Here is a 23,087-nt window from a genome sequence, read left to right on the forward strand (position 1 = left end):
CGCATTGAAAGGACTGCCTTATGAGCGATCACACCCCAGGCTTTGATACCCTTGCAATTCACGCAGGCGCGAAACCAGACCCAACCACAGGCGCGCGCGCAACACCAATCTACCAAACCACATCTTTCGTGTTTGAGGATGTAGACCACGCTGCGTCCTTGTTTGGCCTGCAAGCATTTGGCAACATCTATACTCGCATCACAAACCCAACCACCGCTGTTCTTGAAGAGCGCGTGGCAACATTGGAAGGCGGCACTGCAGCTCTGGCCGTGGCATCCGGCCACGCCGCACAGCTTCTGGCCTTCCACGCCCTCATGACACCTGGCTGTAACATCGTCGCTTCCAAGCGCATGTATGGCGGCACCATCAACCAGCTCAACCATTCTTTCAAAAGCTTCGGTTGGGATGTGAAATGGGCAGAAGGTCTGGACGCACAAAGCTTCGCAGACCAGATCGACGAAAACACTCGTGCTGTCTTTATCGAAAGTGTCGCCAATCCAGGTGGCGTTATCATGGATATCGAGGGCATCTCAGCAGTGGCCAAAGATGCTGGCGTGCCTCTTATCGTCGACAACACGATGGCAACCCCATACCTCTGCCAGCCAATCAAACACGGCGCAGACATCGTGCTGCATTCTCTGACCAAGTTCATGGGTGGACATGGCAACTCCATGGGCGGTGCCATTGTTGATGCCGGTACATTCGATTGGGCAGCATCTGGCAAATATCCAATGCTGACCGAACCTCGTCCAGAATACAACGACATGCGCTTGTTTGAGACCTTCGGCAACATCGCCTTTGCGATCTGCTGTCGTGTCCTCGGCCTGCGTGATCTCGGTCCAGCTATCTCACCGCAAAATGCCTTCATGCTCATCACAGGCATCGAGACACTTGCGTTGCGCATGCAGAAGCACTCTGACAATGCCCTAAAGGTCGCTGAGTTCCTCCAAAGCCATTCAGCTGTCAGCTGGGTTTCTTATGCAGGCCTCGCCAATGACCCATTCCATCAGGCGCATCAGAAGTACTGCCCAAAAGGCGCAGGCGCTGTCTTCACCTTCGGCCTGAAGGGCGGCTATGAGTCGGGCGTTGAACTGGTAAAAGGTCTGGAGCTATTCTCTCACCTTGCTAACATTGGAGACACTCGCTCGCTCGTCATCCATCCAGCGTCTACCACACACCGCCAGCTGTCCGACGCTCAAAAAACTGCTGCTGGAGCAGGCCCGGATGTTGTTCGTGTCTCCATTGGCATTGAAGATGTTACCGATATCATCGCAGATCTGAAGCAAGCTCTCGAAAAGGCATAATACCTTTATATTTCAATGCGGTATGATTGGAAAATGAATCAATCTACCAGCAATGACCATAAAACAAGAAAAGGCGCCCGCAAGGCGCCTTTTTCAATTCCACATCAACCACTTAGTCAGACAAACTGAATCATCATCTCAACGCAGCTTCCTTTTCACGGCGAAGCAGACAAACCTGCTCGACAGCGAGTGCCAGAACAATAAGCGCCATCGCCTGATGCGCCAATGCGCGATCCATCGGCACCATGCCAAGCAGCGTCACAACACCAAGGAATACCTGTACAACAATCGCCACCATCAACCAGCTGGCATTGCTCTTCAGCACGCTCTCTCTGTTGCCGCGCATCAGATAGAAACCCTGCACAAACACAGCAATCACCAGCGCATAAGCGATCATGCGGTGCTGGAACTGCACCATCATCACATTCTCGAAAAAGTTGATCCACCAAGGAGACATGACAAACAAACCTGATGGAACAATCTGCCCGTCCATCAGTGGCCAGGTGTTAAAGGTCAGCCCTGCATTGAGGCCTGCAACCAGTGCCCCTAGGAACAGCTGAAAGAGCACCAAGCCAACAATGGCATATGCGCCAAACAAACCATCACCAAACACATTCCAGCCTTCACGCTCAAGCTCTGGGCGGCGCTTTAACACAGCTGCTAGATAATACAGGTAAGCAAACAGAATACAGGCCACACTCAAGTGCACAGCAAGACGGTACTGACTCACATCCACACGGTTCACAAGGCCAGACGCAACCATCCACCAGCCAATCGCCCCCTGCAATCCACCAAGCAAGAACGCAACCACAAGCCGCGGCTTAAGCCATGAGCTCACCTGCCCACGAGCCCAAAACCACACAAGCGGGATGAAGAAGAAGAGCCCAATCACCCGGCCCAACAAGCGGTGTCCCCACTCCCACCAGAAGATGGACTTGAACTCGCCAAGCGTCATACCCTCATTGAGCAGCTTGTACTGCGGGATCTGTTTGTATTTCTCAAACTCCTCCGCCCATTCAGCGGCACTCAGCGGCGGAATGGCACCATGTATTGGCTTCCATTCAGTAATGGAAAGGCCGGATTCGGTCAGGCGGGTCGCCCCGCCAACAACAACCATGGCCAAAATCAGGAAGCAGATAAACAGCAACCACGCGCGAATTTGCCTGCGGTTGGAAAGGTCTTGAGCAGAAAGATCTGAACTGTAGAACGGAGTAGACATGACACCTATTCGAAGAACTTGTTTGCCCCTATATATGTCAGATCAGCAGCCAAATCAGGAAAAATACGCAGATCCTCACAGCAGTCTAGACAAATTACCTAGATTTTTCAGGTGAAAGTCAGTCATGCAATAGCACTGCTGTGTCATAGACTTAGAGAACACGAAAGCGGGTCTGCACAATCTAAATTGCAAATTATCAGCAAGATCCTCTTGAAAAATATATGCATTTTGAACTATGGCTTGCGCGGAAAAGAAAGGCCCTATGCAAAGAGGCTTTCAAGGAGAACTCTATGGTTTCGCCATTTCGCCGTTTCATCGGCATGGTATTTTTAGTGACTTTTGTTCTTGTCTATATCTTCCTGGCAATGGTCATTGGCGATATAACAATGGCGGGCAAGCATTGGTCTATTAAGCTTATCTTTTTTGCAATTGCTGGTTTGATCTGGGTAGTTCCGGCGGGATTGATTATCAGCTGGACCTATAAAAAGCGCTAGGACCTAAAGGGGCAAGCCCTGTTCAAAGCTCACGCTCTTCTCAAAAAAGACCGGACGCGCTTCACCGCGTAGTAAGCCGCAAATGCGGCTCCGGTCAGATACACATCAACCATTCTTTGCTGTTGATGTAATCCATTCAATGAGACACGCGGCAAATGATAGCGTCGCTTGAGATTTTCCGTAGTCAAGGTTCCCGGTTGCGTCGTCACAGCCGCCGCAAAACCCAGTTCCTCAGCAACACTTTCACAGCGTTCATCAACCGCTTCTGCAAAACCATAAGGATACGCCAACACCGTCGGCGTCTTGCCTAACTGCGCAGTCATTTCCTCCAGCCCTGCCTGAATATGCTGCCGGATGTCCTCACGGGTAGAAAGCCGCGCCAACATCGGATGAGTGTCCGTATGCGCGCCCAGGCTGACCAGTGGATCCTGAGAAAATGCACGCAACTCTTCAAAAGACAGAATCAGCTCTCGGCAAAGCACTCGCCAATCCAATCCATAACGCTCTGCAGCCTCCCGAATAACTGCCCGCTGTTTAGCCTCTGGCACCTCGCTGATAAGCATGCAGCGCGCTGATACAAACGATGCCTCTTTATGCTTTAATGAGGTGCAATCATAATCAAACTGTTTGTCTTCATATCGGAATGAGATGTGGTCATTCTCAGCGATGAGCTGTTCTATGATAATCCACCACAGCTCAGAGTTATGCTTGCTGTATTCGCTGCTGATAAAAACGGTGAAAGGAACATCAAGTTCCTTTAGCACGGGAAAAGCCACATCTCGGTTATCTTTATAACCATCATCAAAAGTCAAAACCGCAAACTTCTGAGAGCATTGCCTTTTGCTTTGAAGCCGTTCCAAAGCATCATCCAGTGAAATAAACTCGTATCCCGCCTGCCGAACCTGAATAACGGTTTTACGCAAAAATTCTGGTGTAACTTCAAGCAGTTTATTAGGCTGAAAGGGCCCGGTCGTTTCAGGGAGAACACGATGAAGCGTAAAAATAATGCCATCACCAGCGGTCATGTTCCTGAATAATCTGGCAGGCCCACGGCTACTTAAAAAGTAGCTGGCGTAATCAATAACTAAATGCTTGAAGGACTTCCGCACGGAGACCCCCTAGTTCCAAACCGAATATCTCTCAAATTGTAACTGGGAATTATTTACGATTAATTTCAATTTGGGTTGCTCTACCTAGTTAGATTTGAGATTCATTAAGAGCTTGGAACTAATAATTCCTTGTATTTTATTTAGGGCATTTTTCAATGGCACTTCCACAATCCACGTCAAACAGCGAGCGCTCTAACCGTGCTGATTGTAATAACACGCTGGATTTGAATAAGCTTTCTTTTCAGATCATCTCAGATGAAGACTTGTCAAAACTGCGAAGTGATTGGCTCGTTCTGGAAGCATCAGGCGATGGAAGTGCCTATCACGCCTATGAATGGTGTAAAAGCTGGGCAGAGCATGTTGCCCACTCAGAAAGAGCCACCACACTGATTGTTGCCGGATACATCGGCGCAAAACTCCACGTCCTGCTACCTCTCGCTCTCCATCAGTGCCACCTTACAAAAACCGCCCGATGGCTCGGAGAGGAAATCTTCAACCAGAACACAGGTTATTGGTCTCAAGAGCTATTACAAGCTCCGCAGGCGCATTTTCTCCGTCCTCGCCTGGTCGCAGCCCTCAAAGCATGGGGCGTTGATCTCATCCATCTTGGCAACATGGCAAGGCGTGTGGGCGCCTACGACAACCCGTTGATCCGTTTGGATGACACCACGAGCACCAATGCAATCTATCCGTTTGAGCTTACAAGCCCTGCGGAAGAATTCGTCAAAGCAAAACGCTCTAAAGGTGCCCGCAAAAAGCACCGCAGTAAACTTAGCAAACTTCAGTCACTGGGAACGCTCAGCTTCACGGCTGAAATCACAAAAGAAGGCGCAGCCGCCGCCATTGATGCCATGATTAGGCAGCGAGAGCTCCGACAGGCTGAGACAGGCATTCCAACCGCCTTCGCTCTTCCCAACTACCAGTGTTTCGTGCGTGAGGCCTTCTCAAACCTTTCGCAAGATGACAGCCCGTCAAAACCGGTGGTTTACAGCCTGAAACTTGATGATGAGATCATCAGCACATGCCTCAGTCTTATGTCTGGAAAACGAGTATATTGCTATTGCACCTCCATCATTAATGGCGAACTGATGCGACATAGTCCGGGCGAGTTGCTCATGCAGCACGTCATTGAGGACATGTGCAATGAAGGCATGGAGATCTTTGACTTTGGATTGGGCGAAGAACGTTTCAAGCTGGCATGGGCTGAACCAGAACACTTAAAGGACTGGATCGAGCCACTCACTTTCAAAGGAAAGCTCGTCGCAGCTCTCGAAAACGTCATACTCAGCTCTAAGCGCAAACTCAGAAACAACGAGCGTTTTTGGCAGCTTTACAGGCGTGTCCGTGGAACTTTCGCTCGCATGCAGCACTAAGCTCACTCAAAACATTTTGAACAGCTTTTATGCTGCCATATCAACCTGTAGCCAAGCCGCGGCTTCATTGCTGACCACTCGCTCCACCTCAACGGGTGCCTTGGTGTGCTTTTCAAGGATGGTCAGAGCTTTTTCCAGTTCAGGGCCAGCTGGTGACCCGTCAGTTGCAATAATTACACGATCCGCTTCAGAAAGCATCTGCGCGCAAATCAAACTCGGTTCGATGAGACCGAGATCAGCCACGATTACGTCATACGTCAGATCCAGGGCTTCCATGATGAGATTATAGCGCCCGCCATAAACCACTTCATCACGAATAGGCATGACACCTGATTGTATCACATGCGCACGGGAAACAGGGTCGCGGTGGATCACGTTCGTAAAGGCCGCCTCGCCTTCCAACAACTCGGCAAAACCCGGCTTCAGCGGATCATCAGAACCCTCTTCAGCCTGAGGCACATCCCCAACTTCTTCAAGCGGCGTTTCTTTGAGGATGGACTGAGCCCCTTCACCGCCTTCAGACCGCACCTCAACAACCACTGGCATAATACCGCGCTCGGCAATCTTGCGCGTACAGCTTAGGGCAACGCGTGAAGACAGGCTTTCATCCTCCACGCTCAGCACAACCACACGGCCAACCTTTGCCAGCTGATTGACGTTATCAGCCTTGACTTCCTTTAGAGTGATTGACGAAACCTCAGCACTTGCTTCTTCTTCCTCAAACTCCTCGTCAAACTCTTCTTCTTCGCGTGCTTCGTCATGCTCTTCTTCAAAAGCTTCATCCTCAGCAAGTTCAGTCATCTCCTCTTGAGGCTCTTCCTCCTCTGAGGTGTCCTGCTCCTCATCAGACTTATCTTCCTCTTCAACAAAGGAAGGCTTCAGCTCGACAGGAGGAGCGGTAACAGCATGGCTGCGGGTCGTTGCATCCACCACGCTTTCAAGCGCGTTAGAGGTTGCGGTACCTGTCGCTTCTTTCGGATTGGCAGCAGGTGCTGTTGGCGTAGAAAATGTTTCGCGGCGTAAAACTTCACCAGCAATCAAAGCACGTGCAATCACCCAGAGGCAGCCGAGGAAGAACGCGGCAAAACCTGCAATCGCAGCAAGCGCAGAAGGCTTCCGGCCAGATGGCTCACTTGGCACAGAGGCACGCGAAATCACACGAGAGTCAGCATTCAGCACACCAACACCCTGCAGCACTTCTGCTTCGCGCAGGCTCACAAGCAACTGGTTCAGCTGCTCTTCTTTGGAGCGTGCTTCGCGCTGCAACTCCTGCAAACGAACCTGATCAGCGCCCGAACGGGCAGCTTCTACCTTCAACGCATTCACCTGCTCATTGAGAGCGACATAACGGTCCTGAGCAATCTTCGCATCATTCTCAAGACCAATAACAATTTTCTCCGCCTCAGCGCGGATCTGACGATCGTACCCACGCAACTGGGAACGCAGTGCTTTGATCTGCGGGTGATTTAGCAAGAGCGTAGTTGAAAGCTCCGCAATACGATTTTCCAGCGCCAACTGACGCTCACGCAAGCGCTGGATCAAAGATGAAGCCAGAACCTGCGTCGCAGTTTCCAAAGACCCACTATCCTCCAGCAAGGATCGGATCTGTCGTGCCTGAGCTTCAGCCTGCGACTTTGCCACGATGGCGGAAGAAACCTGAGAGTTGAGCTCGGCCAGCTGCTGTTGGTTTAGCGTCCTGTTTTCGGACCCAAGCAACAGGTCTGCTCCCGCACGAAACTCCGCAACGGTCTTTTTCGCAGCCTCAACTTCGTTTTCGAGGCGCGCAACCTGCGGCGCAAGCGCATCAGCCGTGTTATTGGTCACCGCGCGCTTCGCATTATCCTGCAGCATGCGATATTCGTTGATCACCGTGTTAGCAACACGCGCTGCAAGCTCAGGATCTTTGCTTGTAAAACGCACTGCGATAACGCGGGATCCGTCGACCTGATACACATCCAGATTGCTCGTGAATTTGTTCAGCAGTCGCTCTGCTTCACTCATCTGACCAGATGTCGGCTCAAGCCCAACACGGGTCATCAATTGATCAACAAGACCCGGTTTGCTTTTGGCCGCAAAAACACTGTTGTTGGCAAGATCAAGTGTTTGTACAACGTGGCGCGCCAAATCACGCGACTGTAACAACTGTACTTGGCTGGCAATGCCTTCTTTATCTAGCAGAGACCGTTCCTGCTCGCTGTTGCGGATTTGGCCTGGCAGGATAATTTTGGCTGTATCAATGAGGACTTTGGATTCGCTTGTGTATTTGGCAGTTTGCTTGCTGGCCAGGTAAAAAGTGCCAAAGGCGATCAGCGCTGCAAAAGGGATCACCCAAAGGAGCCCCTTAAACACTTTTTTGAACAGCACGCCCATATCAAGAAAGACATCTTCTTGCGGCACAGCCCACTTCCCCACTCAATACAAAGCCCGAAACAATTTTCAATCACAAGAATGCATAGACAGGGTAACCAAGTTATTAAGCACCTTAATCAAATGCTGGAAAGAAATGACAAAGCGCCCAACAATTCTTGTAAAATTAACTAGAGGATAATTACAATATTTATACTCTGTTAACCTTGAGCGCGGAAATATACTCCCAATGAATTTAAAGGATTTCGTAATGCGCCCGCGCCTACTAGCAGTTATTGCTGGCTTAACTCTGTTAACGAGTTGTTCATCCTATAAAAAGCCAGAGCCTGCTTTTCATGAGGAACTGGTCCAGCCATACACTCTTGCTGCAAGCGACGAAGTCCGTATTATCGTTTTTGGACAGGCTGATCTGTCCAATACCTACAAGATTGATCAGGGAGGCAGCCTCGCCTTCCCATTGATCGGTCAGATCAACGCAACAGGCAAAACTCCAAAACAACTCGCAAGCATGATCCGCACCCGTCTGAAAAACGGTTTCATCCGCGATCCCGATGTATCTGTGGAAGTTGCCATCTATCGCCCAATTTTCATCATGGGTGAAGTCAGAAACGCAGGCCAGTACGCTTACCTGCCAGGCATGACCGTGCAAAATGCCGTCGCCACTGCTGGAGGCTTTACTGCAAGAGCCCGCCAACAGGATGTTGATCTAACGCGTCAGATCGGCGGCGAAGTTGCCAGCGGACCGGCACCAATCACAGCGCCTGTACGCCCTGGGGACACCCTCTATGTGCATGAAAGGCTCTTTTAAATTAAGAGCATGCACCCTACATGCCTTTGCGTTTTATTAGGCTAAAACTCACGATTAAGAGTTAATTAACCCTGTCGATTAACAGGTCAAACAGTATTTTAAGCTAGCAATAAACTCAGTTGCGCGGCGGTCTGTGCTGGGGAGCATCGGACAATGCATGCGCGGTGGGGAGTTTGCTGCGGATGTCTACGGACAAGCTGAAAATCGTTCATTGCATACGTGCGCCTTTAGGCGGTGCGTTTCGTCATCTTATGGATCTTGTCGAAGAGCAGATCGAGATGGGCCATGAGCTTGGCATTGTCTGTGCCTCCAACGCTATCCCTCTCTCATCAATAACACAACTAGAAGCCTTAAAGCCTAGTCTTTCCCTTGGCTTACTCACAGTTCCCATGGCGCGTTCGCTCGCTCCCAAAGACCTTTTCAGCTTCTACAAACTCACAAAACACCTTACCCCTTTAAAGCCGAATGTCTTGCACGGTCATGGCGCGAAAGGTGGCGTCTGGGCACGCATCATAGGGTCTGCACTGAGGCTGAGGGGAATCAATACACAACGCGTTTACAGCCCTCACGGCGGCAGCTTGCACTACGATTTCTCAACCACATCAGGCAAAGTTTACATCACGCTTGAAAAGCTCTTGAGACCACTCACCGACTCACTCGTGTTTACCAGTGCGTTTGAGCAAGCAGCTTATCAACAAAAGATCGGTTTGAGCGGTAATCCTCCACACCACAAAATCGTACATAACGGTTTGCGGCAAGCAGAGTTCCAACGCAGCACAACTCATGAGAATGCAGCCGACCTACTCTTCGTCGGAGAACTTCGTCTTTTGAAAGGCGTCGACCTGCTCATCAAGGCTCTGGATGACTTGCACAAAAACACCAAAACCAAGCCAACCCTTGCAATTGTAGGAGATGGTCCAGATCGTGCTCTGTTTGAGCAAATGGTTCGAGATAAAAATCTGCAAGCCTACGTTACCTTCCATGGGTTCTTGCCACTCAGCCAAGCTCTTCCACTCGGCAAAACAGCAGTCATCCCCTCGCGAACAGAAGCTCTGCCGTATATCGTGTTGGAACTCCTTGCTGCACAAAAACCGCTGATCACAACTCGCGTTGGCGGCATACCTGAGATTTATGCAGAACATCATAAGACACTTGTTCAGCCCGATGATCAGCAAGCGCTGACAAAAGCGGTCAGTTGGGTGCTCTCTCACCCTGACGAGCAAATCCAGCTGAGCCAGCAACTGCAGAACCATTTGAAAATGAATTTTACTCTGCCGCAAATGGCGCAGAGCATCACCCAACTTTATCACCCTGTTCAAAGTGCAAAAGATGAACTGGCAGACGCCTCGCGGCAGTCTCAACAGTCCACGCTGCACTCACAAAACAAACTCACTTAGGCGCACGGCACAATGGTCAAGCATCGCTTCAATGTAATTGAGAGTGGCCCGTCACCTGATGATCAATCCGGGACGAATGGTCAGCAGACTTTTTTGACACAAAATGAAAACATCACAACAAGCAACCTGTCCAAGGATGCTCTGGAGGTGGCAGCTACCCTGCGCACCAACACCATCTCTAAATCGGTTTTCGATGGTTTCATGCGTTGTTCGGATGCGGCCCTAATTGTTCTGACAGGTATTATCGCTTATCTGAGCGGAGCTTCCCTTGATATCCCGCCTCTCTGGCAAATCTTTGCACTGTTCGAAGCATCCCTGATTGGCGTCATGCTGTTTCAAATGGCTGATCTGTATCAGGCTAACGCTCTGCAAAAAGTCGTGGCTCAGGCCATGCGTCTCATCACAGCATGGGCACTGGTATTCGCGGCTTTGATCACGTCTCTGCTGCTCATCCTGCCATCTACGGAGATTCCGCAGGCCTTCCTGCTGAAGTGGTTTGTGAGCGGGGCTGTGGTCCTCACAATTTTCCGGATGATCATGCGCGGTTTTATCGTGCGCTGGACCCGCATGGGCCGTTTGAGCCGCAGAGCAGTCCTTGTCGGTGGTGGACAAAGTGCTGCTGATCTCATCGCAGAACTTGAGCGCCAACCAAACAATGACATTGAGATTTGCGGGATTTTTGATGACCGCTCAAATGATCGTTCCCCACCAAGCGTCGCTGGCTACCAAAAGCTTGGCAATGTTTCTGATCTGGTAGAGTTCGCCCGCATCGCACAAATCGACATGTTGCTGGTGACAATCCCGATCCGCGCAGAAAAACGCATCATTCAGCTGCTGGAAAAGCTCTGGGTTCTCCCGGTCGATATCCGTCTCTCAGCGCATGCAGATAAACTCCGCTTCCGCCAAAGAGCCTCATCTTTCGTGGGCGCAGTGCCGTTTGTGGATGTTCTTGAAAAACCAATCGCGGATTGGGACACTATAGCAAAGCGCGCCTTCGATATCTTCTTCGCAAGCATTTCGCTGATTGCCCTCTCTCCGGTCATGCTGATCACAGCATTGCTGATCAAGCTGGACAGCCCCGGCCCGGTCATCTTTCGACAGAAGCGCTACGGCTTTAACAACGAGTTGATTGACGTCTTCAAGTTCCGCTCCATGTACCACAACATGACGGACGCCAACGCCTCAAAACTGGTGACCAAAGGCGATCCACGTGTTACCAAAATCGGCCGTATCATCCGCAAGACCTCCATTGATGAGCTGCCACAGTTGATGAACGTACTGATGGGACAGCTCTCTCTCGTCGGCCCTCGCCCGCACGCTCTTTCCGCAAAAGCCGAAGATCGCCTCTACGAGAATGTGGTGGATGGCTATTTCGCACGCCACAAGGTCAAACCAGGTGTCACTGGTTGGGCGCAAATCAAAGGTTGGCGCGGCGAAACGGATACCGAGGACAAGATCCAGAAGCGTGTCGAATGCGACATCTACTACATTGAAAACTGGTCCGTTTTCTTTGACCTCTATATCTTGATTAAAACACCGTTCTGTCTTCTGGAAACGGAAAACGCATATTGACCGACTTATCGCGCTCACACGATGCAATCAGAAATGCACGCCCCTTTTGGTACGTGCCTCTGACAATCGGCACAGAAACAATAGCCAGAGCGCTGTTGTTTCTGACCGCGTCTGTGAGCGCGCTCGTCATCATCGAACCAGCTCCCTATGACCTGCTGATCGCCCTCTTGTTGGTGGGTTGGTCCTTCTTTGGACTGGAACTGCGTAAAGACATCCTGCCTCTCCTGATCCTGCTGTGTTTTTACATAGCAGGCGGAATTCTTGCCTTACCCGCAGCCGCAGACACCAAAGAAGCCGTCACCTTCTACGCCGTAACGATCTTCCTGGCGTTTTCATCCTTCTTGTATGCAGCAACCCTGTCTGCAAAAATTGAACGGATAGACATTCTTGAGAAGGGCTATTTGCTGGCAGCTCTGTTTGCCACCCTACTTGCCATTGCTGGTTACTTCAACGCCTTCCCCGGCGCTTATGACCAGTTCACCCTGTATGGCCGCGCAAAAGGCACCTTCAAGGATCCAAACGTCTACGGCCCATTTCTGCTCTTGCCAACGCTGCTAATAACCTACGACATTCTAACCAAACCTTTGCGAGAGAACATCTTCAAGTCAGCCGCCCTGCTCATCCTCTTGCTGGGAGCGTTCCTCTCTTTCTCCCGAGCAGCATGGGGCATGACACTGGGTGGTGCACTCATGGTGTTTCTCCTCGTCTTCATCAACGAGCGGCGCTCACTCCCACGCATAAAGCTGCTCGGTATCCTTGGTCTTGCAGGTGTCAGCCTTATCATTGCGCTGTTTGCAATTCTTTCAATTGAATCGATATCGGAGATGTTCACGCTTCGCGCCAAGCTCGTGCAGGATTATGACGGCGCACGTTTAGGACGTTTTGGACGCTGGGGGGAAGGCTTCACACTTGTCACAGAACGCCCGTTTGGTCTTGGTGTCGGCGGCTTTAACTCCATCTTCCCAGAGGATGAGCACAACGCCTACCTCAAAGCCTTTACAACCTACGGGTGGCTCGGTGGCCTGTCTTATATAACGCTTGTTTTTTGGACATTGATCAAAGCTTTGCCGCTGGTCTTCAAGCCCCGACCTTGGCAGAAATACATCATCTGCACCTACGTCGCGTTCCTTCTACACGCTTGTGTTAGCTTCATTATCGACACAGATCATTGGCGCCACTACTTTCTGCTGCTCGGCATTTTGTGGGCCATCATAGCAGCGGAATCCGGCATCTCACGCTACAGGCGTTTTCCACCAGCACAATAAGCCCAGTCTCATTTGATCCTTGATCAGACAACCTGAATTAGGTAGGAAAGTTGTGTGGTAAGCTGTTAAGGCAGCTCCACAAATAGGAATACTTGCATATGCGGCAACGCACCCAGGCGCAAGGTTCCTCACGGTTCGGGTAGTAGCGCAGCCTGGTAGCGCACTTCACTGGGGGTGAAGGGGTCGTCGGTTCAAATCCGGCCTACCCGACCATTTTTCTTACAAAGCCATAGTTTTTGCGGGTTGGATCAACCCAGCCTGCTGTGCTGTATAATGTGCGCTTGCTTGCACAAAAAGGGGACTGACCAAGCCAGTCCCCTCGTAAATGTAATTCTCAATAATACCTATTGAACAACTTCACCTTTATCGATGACTGTTTTGCGGACAACCTCAGCAAACTCCTGTGCTTCTTTGCGGATTTGATCTTCATCCACGGTCAACACATCACGCTTGTCCATCAGGATACGGCCATCAACAATCGAGGTGCTGACATTGGTGGCGTAAGCAGAATAGACCAGCGCAGAGTATGGGTTAAAAATTGGCACCATGTTGGGCGCTTTGGTGTCGATGATGATCACATCAGCCAGTTTCCCGACTTCCAGTGATCCGATCTTGTCTTCCATATGCAGTGCACGTGCAGCACCAATGGTTGCCATTTCAACCACTTTGACCGGAGGCATCGCAGCCCGGTCTTTGTTGGCCAGTTTGTGAACCTTCGCCACCTGCCCCAACTCATCAATGATGGAAAGCGTGTTGCCAGACATCGGGCCATCTGTTCCAAGTCCGATACGAAGCCCCTGATCGAACATCTTCAAGGCAGGTGCAACACCCTTCGCTGATTTGATGTTGGCACTCATATTGTGAGAGACACCAACATCATGATCCTTCAAAATCTGGATATCATCATCATTTGCTGTGATGGCATGCGCTGCTACCCAATGTTTTGACAGTGCTCCGATTTCCGCCATGTAACCGATTGGCGTTTTGCCGGGCATTCGCTTTTCAATCTTCTCACTTTCACGTGAAGATTCAGATAGATGGATCAGGACCGGAACATCCTTTTCCTGCGCCAGTTCATTTACCTTCACAAGCACCTCAGTTGTGTTTGTATACGGCGCATGAGGTGCAAATGCTGGTGTGACCCGCGGATGGTCTTTATATTCCTCAATGAATTTCAAAGCATAGTTGATGCCTTCTTCAGCATTTTTCGCATCCGCCACCGGAAACTTGATCACAGTCTCACCAAGCACAGCGCGCATACCGATCTGATCAACCGTCTTCGCAACTTCATCCTCAAAATAGTACATATCAGCATAGGTGGTGACGCCACCCTTCAGCATCTCCACATTACCAAGGTTTGCACCAATACGAACCATATCGCGCGAGACGAGCGCTCCTTCCAGCGGGAAGATATACCGGTGCAGGCGATCAGGAACATCATCAGCCAGTGAGCGGAACACAGTCATAGAAACGTGGGTATGCGCATTAATCATGCCAGGCATAACAATATCGCCATCCGCATCGATGGTTTTGTCGGCACTGTAATCAGCACTGTCAGACCCATCAGACACTGCAACAATCTTGTTGCCCTTGATTGCCACAAGCCCGCGATCATAAACGGTTTTTTGTGCATCCATGGTCAGAACGTGCGCGTTGGTGATCAGCAGATCAACCGCCTCACCCGCATGCGCATTTGTAAGAGCGGTAAAACCAAGAAGAAGAGAAACGAAGCTAAGTTTTTTCATGGAACCTGCAATGCCTTTCCAGCAGTTCAGAATTTGGGTGCCCGGTTGTAATGGGAGAACCTGCAAGCACACTAAAACGTCCTTAGCAGAACGTCATTGGTAGTTCCCATTACAGATTGCCCGATGCTCCAAAATCACTGGGGAGCTTTACGGCACCGCTGCGTAAGCTCTCTTCCTCTTGCAGTGCCGCTCAAATCTATGCCATTCGCTCTTTCTGGAGCATCAGATAGCCACCAATGCCTGCTGCAACAACAAGCGCAAAAGCGAACGCCCACTGCAACGGCCCGGAACCAGCAAGCATGCCGGATATACCGGAGATCAGCACCCCGGCCTTACTCACGCCCTCTGGCGTCAACCAGGTGCTCATTGCGGAGGTTTCCTCACCTCGCGCTTTGGCAGCCCCATCCGGCACAACACCATCACGGACACGCAGTGTTTGAACCGCAGACGCTGGCGACTTGATCAACTCAAGCGACCGTTGCTGAACATCCCTCACCCGGCGCATCCATCCATTTTTGTTGTAGGGCCAGTTCTTAAGCCGCTTCATGAAACGCAAGCGCTCAGCAGAAAGCTTGCCCACCAGATCACGGAGATTGTGCGTCTTGAGTGCCCCAAGCGTTTCAACACCAGCGAGACCATCAGCAGCAACACCCAGAATACTCTGAAGCGTCTTGACCGCCCGCGCAGGCCCCGAGTTCACGGCAAAATCAAAAAGCGCATAATCCAAGCCCGAAGGCATTTTGTCTCCCTTCACAGCATCCCAATACTGTGCCCGAAAGATATCGACAGCCTCAGCCTGCTCCATAGACCGCACCTCCTGAACGCTGACAGACTGCCCCCGCCAAGCACTCAAGGTCCGCTGTGTAATGCCAAAGTTTGTAGGACCACCCGGATCAGCCTTACGGCTTCGATGGGCAAATCCTCCTTCACTCTCAAGCAAGGCCGAAACGATCAGTTGAAAGGTATCCTGCATCTCTCACTCCCCAAATAAAAAACGGGAGCCAGAGCCCCCGTGCAAACACAAAAAAGACCGCAGATGCGGCCTATGAAATTCAAAGATGTCGCTCAGGTCTGCGGCACCACTGGCAGGAAGAAATGTAAGGACAATCGAACCTTGCCTCCGGTAAAGCTGCCAGTATTCGCAGTAATCCGGACTGGCGTGTCCGCATAATACGCAGTCGGTCCAATCACGCCTGCATTATTAGAACCAACGGCAATCCCCAAAGAGCCCCCAAACTTGCCAGTCTCACCAGCAGTTCCGCAATCGTAGGAGCTTGCGCCCGTGACAGCCTCAACCACACGGGTGGACACACAAAACACGATTGCACGGGAGGGAATAACCAAAGAGCTTTCAGTAAAACCGCCAGAAACGGTGATCAGCTCATCTGCGGTCACAAACTGGCTCTGCGCACCATGAGCGCTCTCGCTCAGCACAGTCTTTTCCTGCTGAAAGGCCGCACCGCCGGTAACGTCATCAACGCCCAATCCAGCGACAGAAGAAAACCCAGTCCATTTACCATCTGAGTAAACCTGCATCGCGCCAAGGCTTTGCACCCAGGCCGCCCAACCTTCAACTGGAGCTAAAAATCGCCAGATGCCGCCATCAAAGGCCGCGATCTTACTCTCCTGCCCTGCAAAAGCACCTGTCGCAGCTGCAGGCACGATATATCGCTCCCCTTCTGCAGGGTCTGCAGGTGGTGTGCTCACACTGTTTGAAACAACGCAAAGCTGCACAACCAGATCAACAAGTGCCAAAGCCTCGTTGTGCGTGACATGCTTTTGCGCTTGAGCAGCTGCCAGAAATGGCAGTTTAAGATGCGATGTCGTCTCACTCATCATGATCCCCATAGATCGCCTAGCCTACGCAAAAGCGTACCATCCAGCGCAACAAGGGGGATAAGTTGAGATCAGAACCGCAGGCAGATCAGCCCGCAGCAGCAATCAAAAGCTTAGGCAACGTGGCGACCAGTACCATCACCAGCCAGAGACCAGATGCGCGTGCGGTTGCGAGCCATTTTCTCGTCAACGGCAAATGAAAGCTCAGCACCATGCAAACCAACAAGACGATGCAGCAGGATCGCAATCTCCGCGGCATCCGCAGCGACATCACGTGAACTCTCGCCGCTTTCGACAGCCAGCTGCAGAGCGGCAAGCTCTTCTTTTGCCCGCGCAATCAACGCATTCAGATCAGCCACTTGCCCAAAGGTTCGCTCACCCCAGGCCGTAATGCTTGCACTGCTTTCAATGGTTACCATGTTCGCCCACCTTCAAACTCTGGGGTCTGTTCTTTAAAGGATGGCAAGCCAACCTGTTCTAAAACAAACCCAAAACAACAAGCCGGAGCACTCAGGACGTTGCGATCAAGAGCGACGCCTCCGGATTTTGAACATGAATTGAACTCATCCTTACCTTCATCCCGTTAGCCCTCAGGACAAAGAAAAAGCGAAGACAACTTCCTGTTCCCGCCTATTCTTCAGGTAAAAAAGGCCAGACTTTGGCCCTTTTTTGATAGTTTACATGGTTTCCAGAGCTGAAACGGACTCATTCATGGCCTGATCAAGGACATCCAGCAGGTAATCCGCATTTTCCTTAGAAAAAATCATCGGTGGTCGCATCTTCAACACATTGTCATAAGGCCCCTCGGTTCCCATCAGGATACCAAGGTCTTTTGCGCGGTTGGCAATACGTTTCGCCATATCTGTTGCTGGCTCTTTGGTACGGCGATCTTTCACCAGCTCAATGCCTAGGAACAAGCCCATCCCGCGCACATCGCCAATAAACTCATACTTTTCCATCATCTTTCGGAAGCCCGAAAGGATGTAATCACCAACAACACGCGCATTCTCGCGCAATCCATCCCGCTCAATCACGTTCAGCACAGAAAGCCCGACAGCACAGGAGACCGGATTACCGCCAAAGGTGTTGAAGTATTCCATGCCATTGTTGAAGCTGGCAGCAACCTCACGAGTGGTCACAAGCGCGGCCATAGGATGACCGTTGCCAATCGGCTTGCCCATAGTCACCACATCCGGCGTCACACTCTGTGTTTCAAAAGCCCACCAATGCGATCCGACACGGCCAAACCCAACCTGCACTTCATCAGCAACGCACAGGCCACCCTCCGCACGGATCAGCTTGTAGACCTCCTCCAGATAGCCATCTGGCATGAACACCTGACCAGCCACACTTGGAATTGATTCAGCAATGAAGAACGCTGGGGCACGGCCTTGTTTTTTCATCAAGTCCAGCTGCTCAGCAACATTTTGCACATAACGTGCAGCGATCTCCTCAGGTGCCCAGTCAGCCGGTGCACGATAGGCGTCCGGAATAGCTGCCTCAAACACATGATCAGGCCGCCCTTTGCCACCGTTGCGCTTGTACTTGTAAGGGCTCAGCGCAATCAGCTCAGGTGTTGTGCCATGATAAGCCCAATCCAGAACAACTGCATCACGACGCCCGGTATGCGCCTCTGCCATGCGAAGCATCAGGCTGTTCGCCTCACTGCCCGTACACACAAACGAAGCAACCGCCAGATCATCCGGCAGTGTCGCTGTCAGGCGCTCAGAGTACTCAACAATGTTGTCGTGCAAATACCGTGTATTGGTGTTGAGCAAACCCGCCTGATGAGACAAGGCCTCAACCACATCTGGATGTGCATGACCCAGATGGCAGACATTGTTAAAACAGTCCAGATAAGCCCGCCCGCGATGGTCGATAAGGTAAGCCCCCTCACCACGCACAAACTTGATTGGTTCGCTGTAGGAGATGGAAAGGTTCGGCAGCAGATTTTGACGGCGCGATGAAACGATTTCGCTGACTGATCGTCCAGCACTACCCAGTGTTTCTTGCGGGAGCCCGGCAAAATCGATAGCGGTCGGGAATAAATCTGCCCACACATCAAGATACTTCTCTTCACCAACACCAAGGATTTCTTCGGCACTCAAAGAAACATCTGCACATAGCTGCAGGTGAAGATGGGGAGCCCAGCCACCATTTTCATCTTCAGCACCCAGATACCCAACTGTCTCACCAGCCTTGATCACATCACCCACGCTCAATCGGCTCGCCGCCTCATGCGCCATGTGCCCCCAAAGGCTCACAAACGGCTGACCGCAATCCGTTTCATGATCCAGCGCAATCATGCAGCCATAACCAAGCGGATCCGTCTCAATCACCACAGACCGCACTTTGCCATCCATTGGCGCACAAACACGGGTTCCTGACGGCAGGAACAAATCAAACCCCAGATGGTTCCGGCGACGCTCTCCCTCAATGAAACGACTCTCAAAGAAGTCGGAGGAATAAACACTACGGCTTTCACCCCATGGCCCAATGCCAAGTTCAACGCCATGCGCCTCGCAGTACTCTTCCCACCATTCCTGTGCAGCTTCTGGCTGTCGATCACGAGACGTCACAGTCATCTCATTCTCAGGATCAGCATAAGGCACCAGCGCCTTGGACATGAGCTTGGGATGACGCGCAAACAACGGGGCAAATGAGTTTCGGTTTTTTGCACAAAACGCCGCCACTTTCCGAGCACCCGGCACCGCATCAAAGCCACAGGCCTTGCGCAGGATCGCAGTCGCAAACGATGGCTTCATGCCATAAAGTTTGTAAAGCAGGTTCCAGGCTGGCGCTTCACTGACAGCAAGGTATGGATTGTCGTCAGTCTCCTCTTTCCGCAGAGCAGACAAACTCACGCTTGTCACCAGTCGCATTGCAATCAGATCAAAGAGAAGATCAACCTCCCCTTCTTCCAACGGATACTCAGCATGGTAGGCAGCAGCCAGACCAGCAGCAGCGCCAATCGGATCAGGCACCTCCATAATCGTATAGGCCGCCGCAATTGCAACTTCCGCAATCACAGGCGTATGCAGGCTGTCACCAAAATCAATAAGACCACAAACGCGGGAATGATCTTCTGGATCAACCAGCACATTCCAGTCATTGGCGTCATTGTGAATGACAGCAGCTCTCAAGCCGGCAAGCTGCGGAGCAACAATCCCGTCAAACCGATCAAGAAAGTACTCAACCACGCGCCGCTGATCAGGATCACCAATGGCACTCAGGCGCGCGCGCGCATCACCAGCTGCACGTAAATCCCACTCAAAGCTGCGCAAAGCACCTGGATGCACGAAACCACGCAGCGCCTTATCCATCTTGCCAAGCAACGTCCCCAAACTGGCAACAACACCATCCTCACGCTGAGTTTCAGCCAACGGCACCCCCGGAACCCAGGAAACCACACGCATGGCATGAGATGCTCCACCCGGTCCGGCGACACTCTGCGTGGCTCCACCATCCTTTGTCAGGCGCAGGCGCGGCATAGGCAAATCCGGAGAGGACACAGCAAGATGTTGCAGCATGGCTGTCTGAAAGCCAGTCTCAGCGTTGGGCTCACTGGCATTGACCAGCTTAACCGTCCAGCGCGTGCCATCCGTAGCATCAAGGCGATGGTTCTGGTCGCGCTCGCTTTCCAATGGAGACAAGTCACCTTTCAGGTTCCAGTGCTCCAGCAGAAGGGCTGCAATGGTATCGCGGTCAAAATTAGGGGCGGGATGGCTAATATCAGTCATAAGTCTCTCCGGTTGCCCGGAATATAACGTACGCTGATATTTCAGAACACCGACTTTATGTCAGTTGAACCGCCACTATGTCGCGATTAATAAGTATTTTAACGGCACTCTTCCTGATAGCCCGCGCAGAGGAATCTCAATGCTCGACACCACCGACCGCGAGATTATCGCGATCCTTTCCAAAGAAGCCCGTATCCCGATCAAAACACTGGCAGCCCGTATCAACCTGTCTCGCAGTGCCACCAGTGAACGCATCACACGGCTGGAGAACAACGGCACAATTCGCGGCTACAGGGCAGACATCGGTGGTCTCGATCCCACACACATCTCCGCCTTCCTGTTCATCCGCCTATCACGCACACCCATGCGCGAAATCCTCGACATATTGGCAGCATTTCCAGAGATTAAACGCGTAAGTTCGGTAAGTGGCGAGCTCGACCTTGTGGTCGAAGTCGTTGCCTCCTCAATGGAGATGCTCAACAACGTCAGAGACGCCATCGCATCCACTGACGGTGTGAAGGATCTGACAACCACAGTCATTTTGCGGGATGAATTTCATCGCACCTGAAACAGCAAAGGGCGCCGACTGCAACAAAGCAGTACCTGACGCCCTTAAACCAACGCTCAGGTCAGCGTTCCACCAACCCAAGACCCTATCAATTTTTTGCAGATTATCGCGCCTGATCCAGCATACGCTTACACTCCAACAGCTCAAAAAGCGTGGATTGCAGCCGGTCAACATTGTCCTTGGAAAGTCCAGCAGACCCAGCTGTCTCTTCCTTTTCAGAGCCCATCAAGCGATCCATGAAGCCAAACGCCCCATGCCCGCTTTTGCCATGCTGATCCGGCTCGTCATCTGGCAACAGACCGGACGGCAATGGCATCTGCGGCTCAGGTTCACTCTCAAGCGGAAGCACCGCCTGTTCTTCAACAGACCGCTCAGCAACCCAGTCTTCCTGCGGCTCATACATCTCTTCTGGAGACGACATGATAGCCTGTGCAACTGCAGCTTCCGCCGCATTGCGCGCTGAACCCTCAGAAACTTGGGATGGATCAGGTGCTACGCCCACAGGCGTATTGGCGCTGGATGAGGTTGGGATGACAACGCCACCACCCTCTTTCCAAACGTCCATAACGACGCGCACGCCTTGCTCTCGCAAAATACGTTGCACGCCTTTAATCGTATAGCCTTCCCCATAGAGCAAATGGCGAATACCGCGCAAAAGCTCAAGGTCGTCAGGTCTGTAGTAGCGCCGTCCACCGCCTCTTTTCAGAGGCCTGATCTGGGTAAATCGTGTTTCCCAGAACCGCAGAACGTGCTGCGGCAGATCCAGTTCACTCGCTACTTCACTAATTGTTCGGAACGCGTCGGCGCTCTTCTCCACGATGCAGACCCTCTAAACCTTACTATTATCGGGGCAGCAAATTAGCTGGCGCCCTCAACCAGTGCATCATTAATGCGCTGCTTAAGAACATTGCTTGGCTTGAATACCATAACCCGGCGTGGAGAGATCGGAACTTCCTCACCTGTTTTTGGGTTACGGCCAATGCGTTCACCTTTTGAGCGAACAACAAAAGAGCCAAAGCTAGACAATTTGACAGACTCGCCGCCTTCCAGGCTAGCAGAAATTTCTGCAAGTACCTGCTCAACGAGTTCGGCAGATTCAGTCCGAGATAGGCCGACTTTCTGGTAAACCGCTTCACATAAATCAGCGCGGGTTACAGTGTGACTACCCATTCCACCCTCCTCCGGTAAAGCCATGATCCGTAAGAATAAAGCTTGCTTTCAACAAGTTACGGTATGGCCAACCGGCGTCAGGGTCAACAGCTCATTTGCTAAGAAATGCAACCCTCTGGGGTTTTTTGCCGCTTTTTACCACTTAAGGAGTACGGAACCCCAGGTAAAGCCGCCGCCCATTGCTTCCAGCATGATCAGATCTCCCTTTTTGACCTTGCCAGCTTTAACAATACTGTCCAGCGCCAAAGGAATCGATGCAGCTGAAGTGTTGCCGTGCTCGGAAACTGTTTTCACTACCTTTTCAGGAGCAATGCCAAGTTTCTTAGCAGAGGCATCAATGATGCGCTGGTTCGCCTGGTGCGGCACAAACCAATCCAGATCTTCCGCAGTTGTGCCAGTGGCATCAAAGGCAGCTTCAATCACATCAGTGACCATGCCAACCGCGTGCTTGAACACTTCACGGCCTTGCATGCGCAGATGACCAGCTGTCTGCGTAGTGGAAGGACCACCATCCACAAAGAGCTTTTCTTTGTGACGGCCATCAGAACGCAAATGACAGGTCAACACACCGCTGGTCTCAGCAGAAGCCTCGCCTTCCTGCGCTTCCATGACAACAGCGCCAGCGCCATCACCAAACAGAACGCAAGTCGTACGGTCTTCCCAATCCAGAATGCGGGAGAATGTTTCAGCGCCAATTACAAGCGCACGCTTAGCCAGACCACCGCGCAGGTATGCGTCGGCAGTGGTAACTGCATAAACAAAACCAGAGCAAACAGCCTGAACGTCGAACGCAAAACCGTGGTTGATACCAAGTTCTGCTTGCACAGCAACAGCCGTTGCCGGGAACGTATTGTCAGGTGTTGAGGTTGCCAGAATGATCAGATCAATGTCCTGCGCATCAACACCGGCATTTTCCAGCGCAGCCTTGGCAGCATTCACTGCAAGGTGAGACGTAAACTCACCTTCTGCCGCTATATGACGGTTCTTGATCCCGGTACGCTGAACGATCCACTCATCAGAAGTGTCAACAATCTCGGTAAGCTGCTGGTTAGTAAGTGCTTTTTCAGGCAGATAGCTGCCACAGCCCAAAAATACAGAGCGAAGTGCCTTCACTTTAAAC

Annotated in this window: 19 protein-coding genes and 1 tRNA gene; 9 read left to right on the forward strand and 11 right to left on the reverse strand. The window is 51.6% G+C overall.

Translation table 11 applies throughout. From position 1 onward, the window contains the following. Positions 1–20: 20 nt before the first annotated feature. Positions 21–1,304 (forward strand): O-acetylhomoserine aminocarboxypropyltransferase, encoded by a 1,284-nt coding sequence (locus DHN43_RS23875; protein WP_108820311.1) that lies wholly within the window; start codon positions 21–23, stop codon positions 1,302–1,304. A 133-nt stretch (positions 1,305–1,437) separates the two neighbouring features. Here the strand turns inward: DHN43_RS23875 and DHN43_RS23880 are convergent, their stop codons facing one another. Continuing rightward, entirely contained in the window at positions 1,438–2,523 is a 1,086-nt protein-coding gene (locus tag DHN43_RS23880) for a COX15/CtaA family protein (RefSeq protein ID WP_108820312.1), read from the reverse strand. Positions 2,524–2,813: 290 nt separating this feature from the next. Here DHN43_RS23880 and DHN43_RS23885 point away from each other — a divergent pair, with 290 nt between their 5' ends. Then, on the forward strand, positions 2,814–3,017 hold the full coding sequence (locus DHN43_RS23885; protein WP_057464452.1) for a DUF2842 domain-containing protein: 204 nt from the start codon (positions 2,814–2,816) through the stop codon (positions 3,015–3,017). 29 nt (positions 3,018–3,046) lie between these two features. Here DHN43_RS23885 and DHN43_RS23890 read toward each other — a convergent pair whose 3' ends face one another. Continuing rightward, positions 3,047–4,126 (reverse strand): polysaccharide deacetylase family protein, encoded by a 1,080-nt coding sequence (locus tag DHN43_RS23890; RefSeq protein ID WP_208995606.1) that lies wholly within the window; start codon positions 4,124–4,126, stop codon positions 3,047–3,049. Positions 4,127–4,281: 155 nt separating this feature from the next. On the opposite strand from DHN43_RS23890, the gene DHN43_RS23895 reads away from it, so the two are divergent. Further along, a complete protein-coding gene (locus DHN43_RS23895) occupies positions 4,282–5,499 on the forward strand; it encodes a GNAT family N-acetyltransferase (RefSeq protein WP_108820314.1) in 1,218 nt (405 codons plus the stop codon). A gap of 27 nt (positions 5,500–5,526) precedes the next feature. Here DHN43_RS23895 and DHN43_RS23900 read toward each other — a convergent pair whose 3' ends face one another. Then, positions 5,527–7,896, reverse strand: coding sequence for a GumC family protein (locus DHN43_RS23900; protein ID WP_108820315.1), 2,370 nt, complete (start codon positions 7,894–7,896; stop codon positions 5,527–5,529). A gap of 220 nt (positions 7,897–8,116) precedes the next feature. Between DHN43_RS23900 and DHN43_RS23905 the strand changes: the two genes are divergently transcribed. The 5 genes from DHN43_RS23905 (at position 8,117) to DHN43_RS23925 (ending at position 13,121) form a co-directional block, all read left to right on the forward strand. Then, a complete protein-coding gene (locus tag DHN43_RS23905) occupies positions 8,117–8,674 on the forward strand; it encodes a polysaccharide biosynthesis/export family protein (RefSeq protein WP_108820316.1) in 558 nt (185 codons plus the stop codon). Positions 8,675–8,856: 182 nt separating this feature from the next. Next, positions 8,857–10,071: a glycosyltransferase gene (locus tag DHN43_RS23910; protein ID WP_108820317.1), complete on the forward strand. Its 1,215-nt coding sequence runs from the start codon at positions 8,857–8,859 to the stop codon at positions 10,069–10,071. A 12-nt stretch (positions 10,072–10,083) separates the two neighbouring features. Beyond that, complete coding sequence (locus DHN43_RS23915) at positions 10,084–11,643, forward strand: undecaprenyl-phosphate glucose phosphotransferase (RefSeq protein ID WP_108820318.1); 1,560 nt, start codon at positions 10,084–10,086, stop codon at positions 11,641–11,643. After that, a complete protein-coding gene (locus DHN43_RS23920) occupies positions 11,640–12,908 on the forward strand; it encodes an O-antigen ligase family protein (RefSeq protein ID WP_208995607.1) in 1,269 nt (422 codons plus the stop codon). The genes DHN43_RS23915 and DHN43_RS23920 overlap by 4 nt, the downstream gene beginning before the upstream one ends. Before the next feature lie 136 nt (positions 12,909–13,044). Beyond that, positions 13,045–13,121, forward strand: a tRNA-Pro gene (locus tag DHN43_RS23925). A 131-nt stretch (positions 13,122–13,252) separates the two neighbouring features. Here DHN43_RS23925 and DHN43_RS23930 read toward each other — a convergent pair. The 5 genes from DHN43_RS23930 to DHN43_RS23950 all read right to left on the reverse strand — a co-directional run bounded on the left by DHN43_RS23930 (position 13,253) and on the right by DHN43_RS23950 (position 20,229). Next, positions 13,253–14,653 (reverse strand): amidohydrolase, encoded by a 1,401-nt coding sequence (locus DHN43_RS23930; protein ID WP_108820350.1) that lies wholly within the window; start codon positions 14,651–14,653, stop codon positions 13,253–13,255. Positions 14,654–14,849: 196 nt separating this feature from the next. Further along, entirely contained in the window at positions 14,850–15,626 is a 777-nt protein-coding gene (locus tag DHN43_RS23935) for a glycoside hydrolase family 108 protein (protein WP_108820320.1), read from the reverse strand. Between the two features lie 92 nt (positions 15,627–15,718). Continuing rightward, on the reverse strand, positions 15,719–16,489 hold the full coding sequence (locus tag DHN43_RS23940) for a DUF2793 domain-containing protein (RefSeq protein WP_108820321.1): 771 nt from the start codon (positions 16,487–16,489) through the stop codon (positions 15,719–15,721). Between the two features lie 113 nt (positions 16,490–16,602). Then, complete coding sequence (locus DHN43_RS23945) at positions 16,603–16,908, reverse strand: hypothetical protein (RefSeq protein WP_063289197.1); 306 nt, start codon at positions 16,906–16,908, stop codon at positions 16,603–16,605. 258 nt (positions 16,909–17,166) lie between these two features. Beyond that, positions 17,167–20,229 (reverse strand): aminotransferase class III-fold pyridoxal phosphate-dependent enzyme, encoded by a 3,063-nt coding sequence (locus DHN43_RS23950; RefSeq protein WP_108820322.1) that lies wholly within the window; start codon positions 20,227–20,229, stop codon positions 17,167–17,169. A gap of 139 nt (positions 20,230–20,368) precedes the next feature. On the opposite strand from DHN43_RS23950, the gene DHN43_RS23955 reads away from it, so the two are divergent. Further along, complete coding sequence (locus DHN43_RS23955; protein ID WP_108820323.1) at positions 20,369–20,797, forward strand: Lrp/AsnC family transcriptional regulator; 429 nt, start codon at positions 20,369–20,371, stop codon at positions 20,795–20,797. A gap of 103 nt (positions 20,798–20,900) precedes the next feature. Here the strand turns inward: DHN43_RS23955 and DHN43_RS23960 are convergent, their stop codons facing one another. From DHN43_RS23960 to DHN43_RS23970, 3 genes are all read right to left on the reverse strand, one after another. Continuing rightward, a complete protein-coding gene (locus tag DHN43_RS23960) occupies positions 20,901–21,614 on the reverse strand; it encodes a MerR family transcriptional regulator (RefSeq protein WP_108820324.1) in 714 nt (237 codons plus the stop codon). Between the two features lie 41 nt (positions 21,615–21,655). Continuing rightward, on the reverse strand, positions 21,656–21,967 hold the full coding sequence (locus DHN43_RS23965; protein ID WP_057464306.1) for an integration host factor subunit alpha: 312 nt from the start codon (positions 21,965–21,967) through the stop codon (positions 21,656–21,658). A 135-nt stretch (positions 21,968–22,102) separates the two neighbouring features. Then, on the reverse strand, positions 22,103–23,080 hold the full coding sequence (locus DHN43_RS23970; RefSeq protein ID WP_057464305.1) for a beta-ketoacyl-ACP synthase III: 978 nt from the start codon (positions 23,078–23,080) through the stop codon (positions 22,103–22,105). Positions 23,081–23,087 lie beyond the last annotated feature (7 nt).

It is taken from the genome of Pseudovibrio sp. Alg231-02, from assembly GCF_900143565.1.
GTDB lineage: Bacteria > Pseudomonadota > Alphaproteobacteria > Rhizobiales > Stappiaceae > Pseudovibrio.

Excerpts from the sequence above, each read along its gene's own strand:
- DHN43_RS23875 (WP_108820311.1), top strand. The coding sequence starts at position 21 with ATGAGCGATCACACCCCAGGCTTTGATACCCTTGCAATTCACGCAGGC.
- DHN43_RS23880 (WP_108820312.1), bottom strand. The coding sequence starts at position 2,523 with ATGTCTACTCCGTTCTACAGTTCAGATCTTTCTGCTCAAGACCTTTCC.
- DHN43_RS23885 (WP_057464452.1), top strand. The coding sequence starts at position 2,814 with ATGGTTTCGCCATTTCGCCGTTTCATCGGCATGGTATTTTTAGTGACT.
- DHN43_RS23895 (WP_108820314.1), top strand. The coding sequence starts at position 4,282 with ATGGCACTTCCACAATCCACGTCAAACAGCGAGCGCTCTAACCGTGCT.
- DHN43_RS23905 (WP_108820316.1), top strand. The coding sequence starts at position 8,117 with ATGCGCCCGCGCCTACTAGCAGTTATTGCTGGCTTAACTCTGTTAACG.
- DHN43_RS23910 (WP_108820317.1), top strand. The coding sequence starts at position 8,857 with ATGTCTACGGACAAGCTGAAAATCGTTCATTGCATACGTGCGCCTTTA.
- DHN43_RS23915 (WP_108820318.1), top strand. The coding sequence starts at position 10,084 with ATGGTCAAGCATCGCTTCAATGTAATTGAGAGTGGCCCGTCACCTGAT.
- DHN43_RS23930 (WP_108820350.1), bottom strand. The coding sequence starts at position 14,653 with ATGAAAAAACTTAGCTTCGTTTCTCTTCTTCTTGGTTTTACCGCTCTT.
- DHN43_RS23935 (WP_108820320.1), bottom strand. The coding sequence starts at position 15,626 with ATGCAGGATACCTTTCAACTGATCGTTTCGGCCTTGCTTGAGAGTGAA.
- DHN43_RS23940 (WP_108820321.1), bottom strand. The coding sequence starts at position 16,489 with ATGAGTGAGACGACATCGCATCTTAAACTGCCATTTCTGGCAGCTGCT.
- DHN43_RS23945 (WP_063289197.1), bottom strand. The coding sequence starts at position 16,908 with ATGGTAACCATTGAAAGCAGTGCAAGCATTACGGCCTGGGGTGAGCGA.
- DHN43_RS23950 (WP_108820322.1), bottom strand. The coding sequence starts at position 20,229 with ATGACTGATATTAGCCATCCCGCCCCTAATTTTGACCGCGATACCATT.
- DHN43_RS23955 (WP_108820323.1), top strand. The coding sequence starts at position 20,369 with ATGCTCGACACCACCGACCGCGAGATTATCGCGATCCTTTCCAAAGAA.
- DHN43_RS23965 (WP_057464306.1), bottom strand. The coding sequence starts at position 21,967 with ATGGGTAGTCACACTGTAACCCGCGCTGATTTATGTGAAGCGGTTTAC.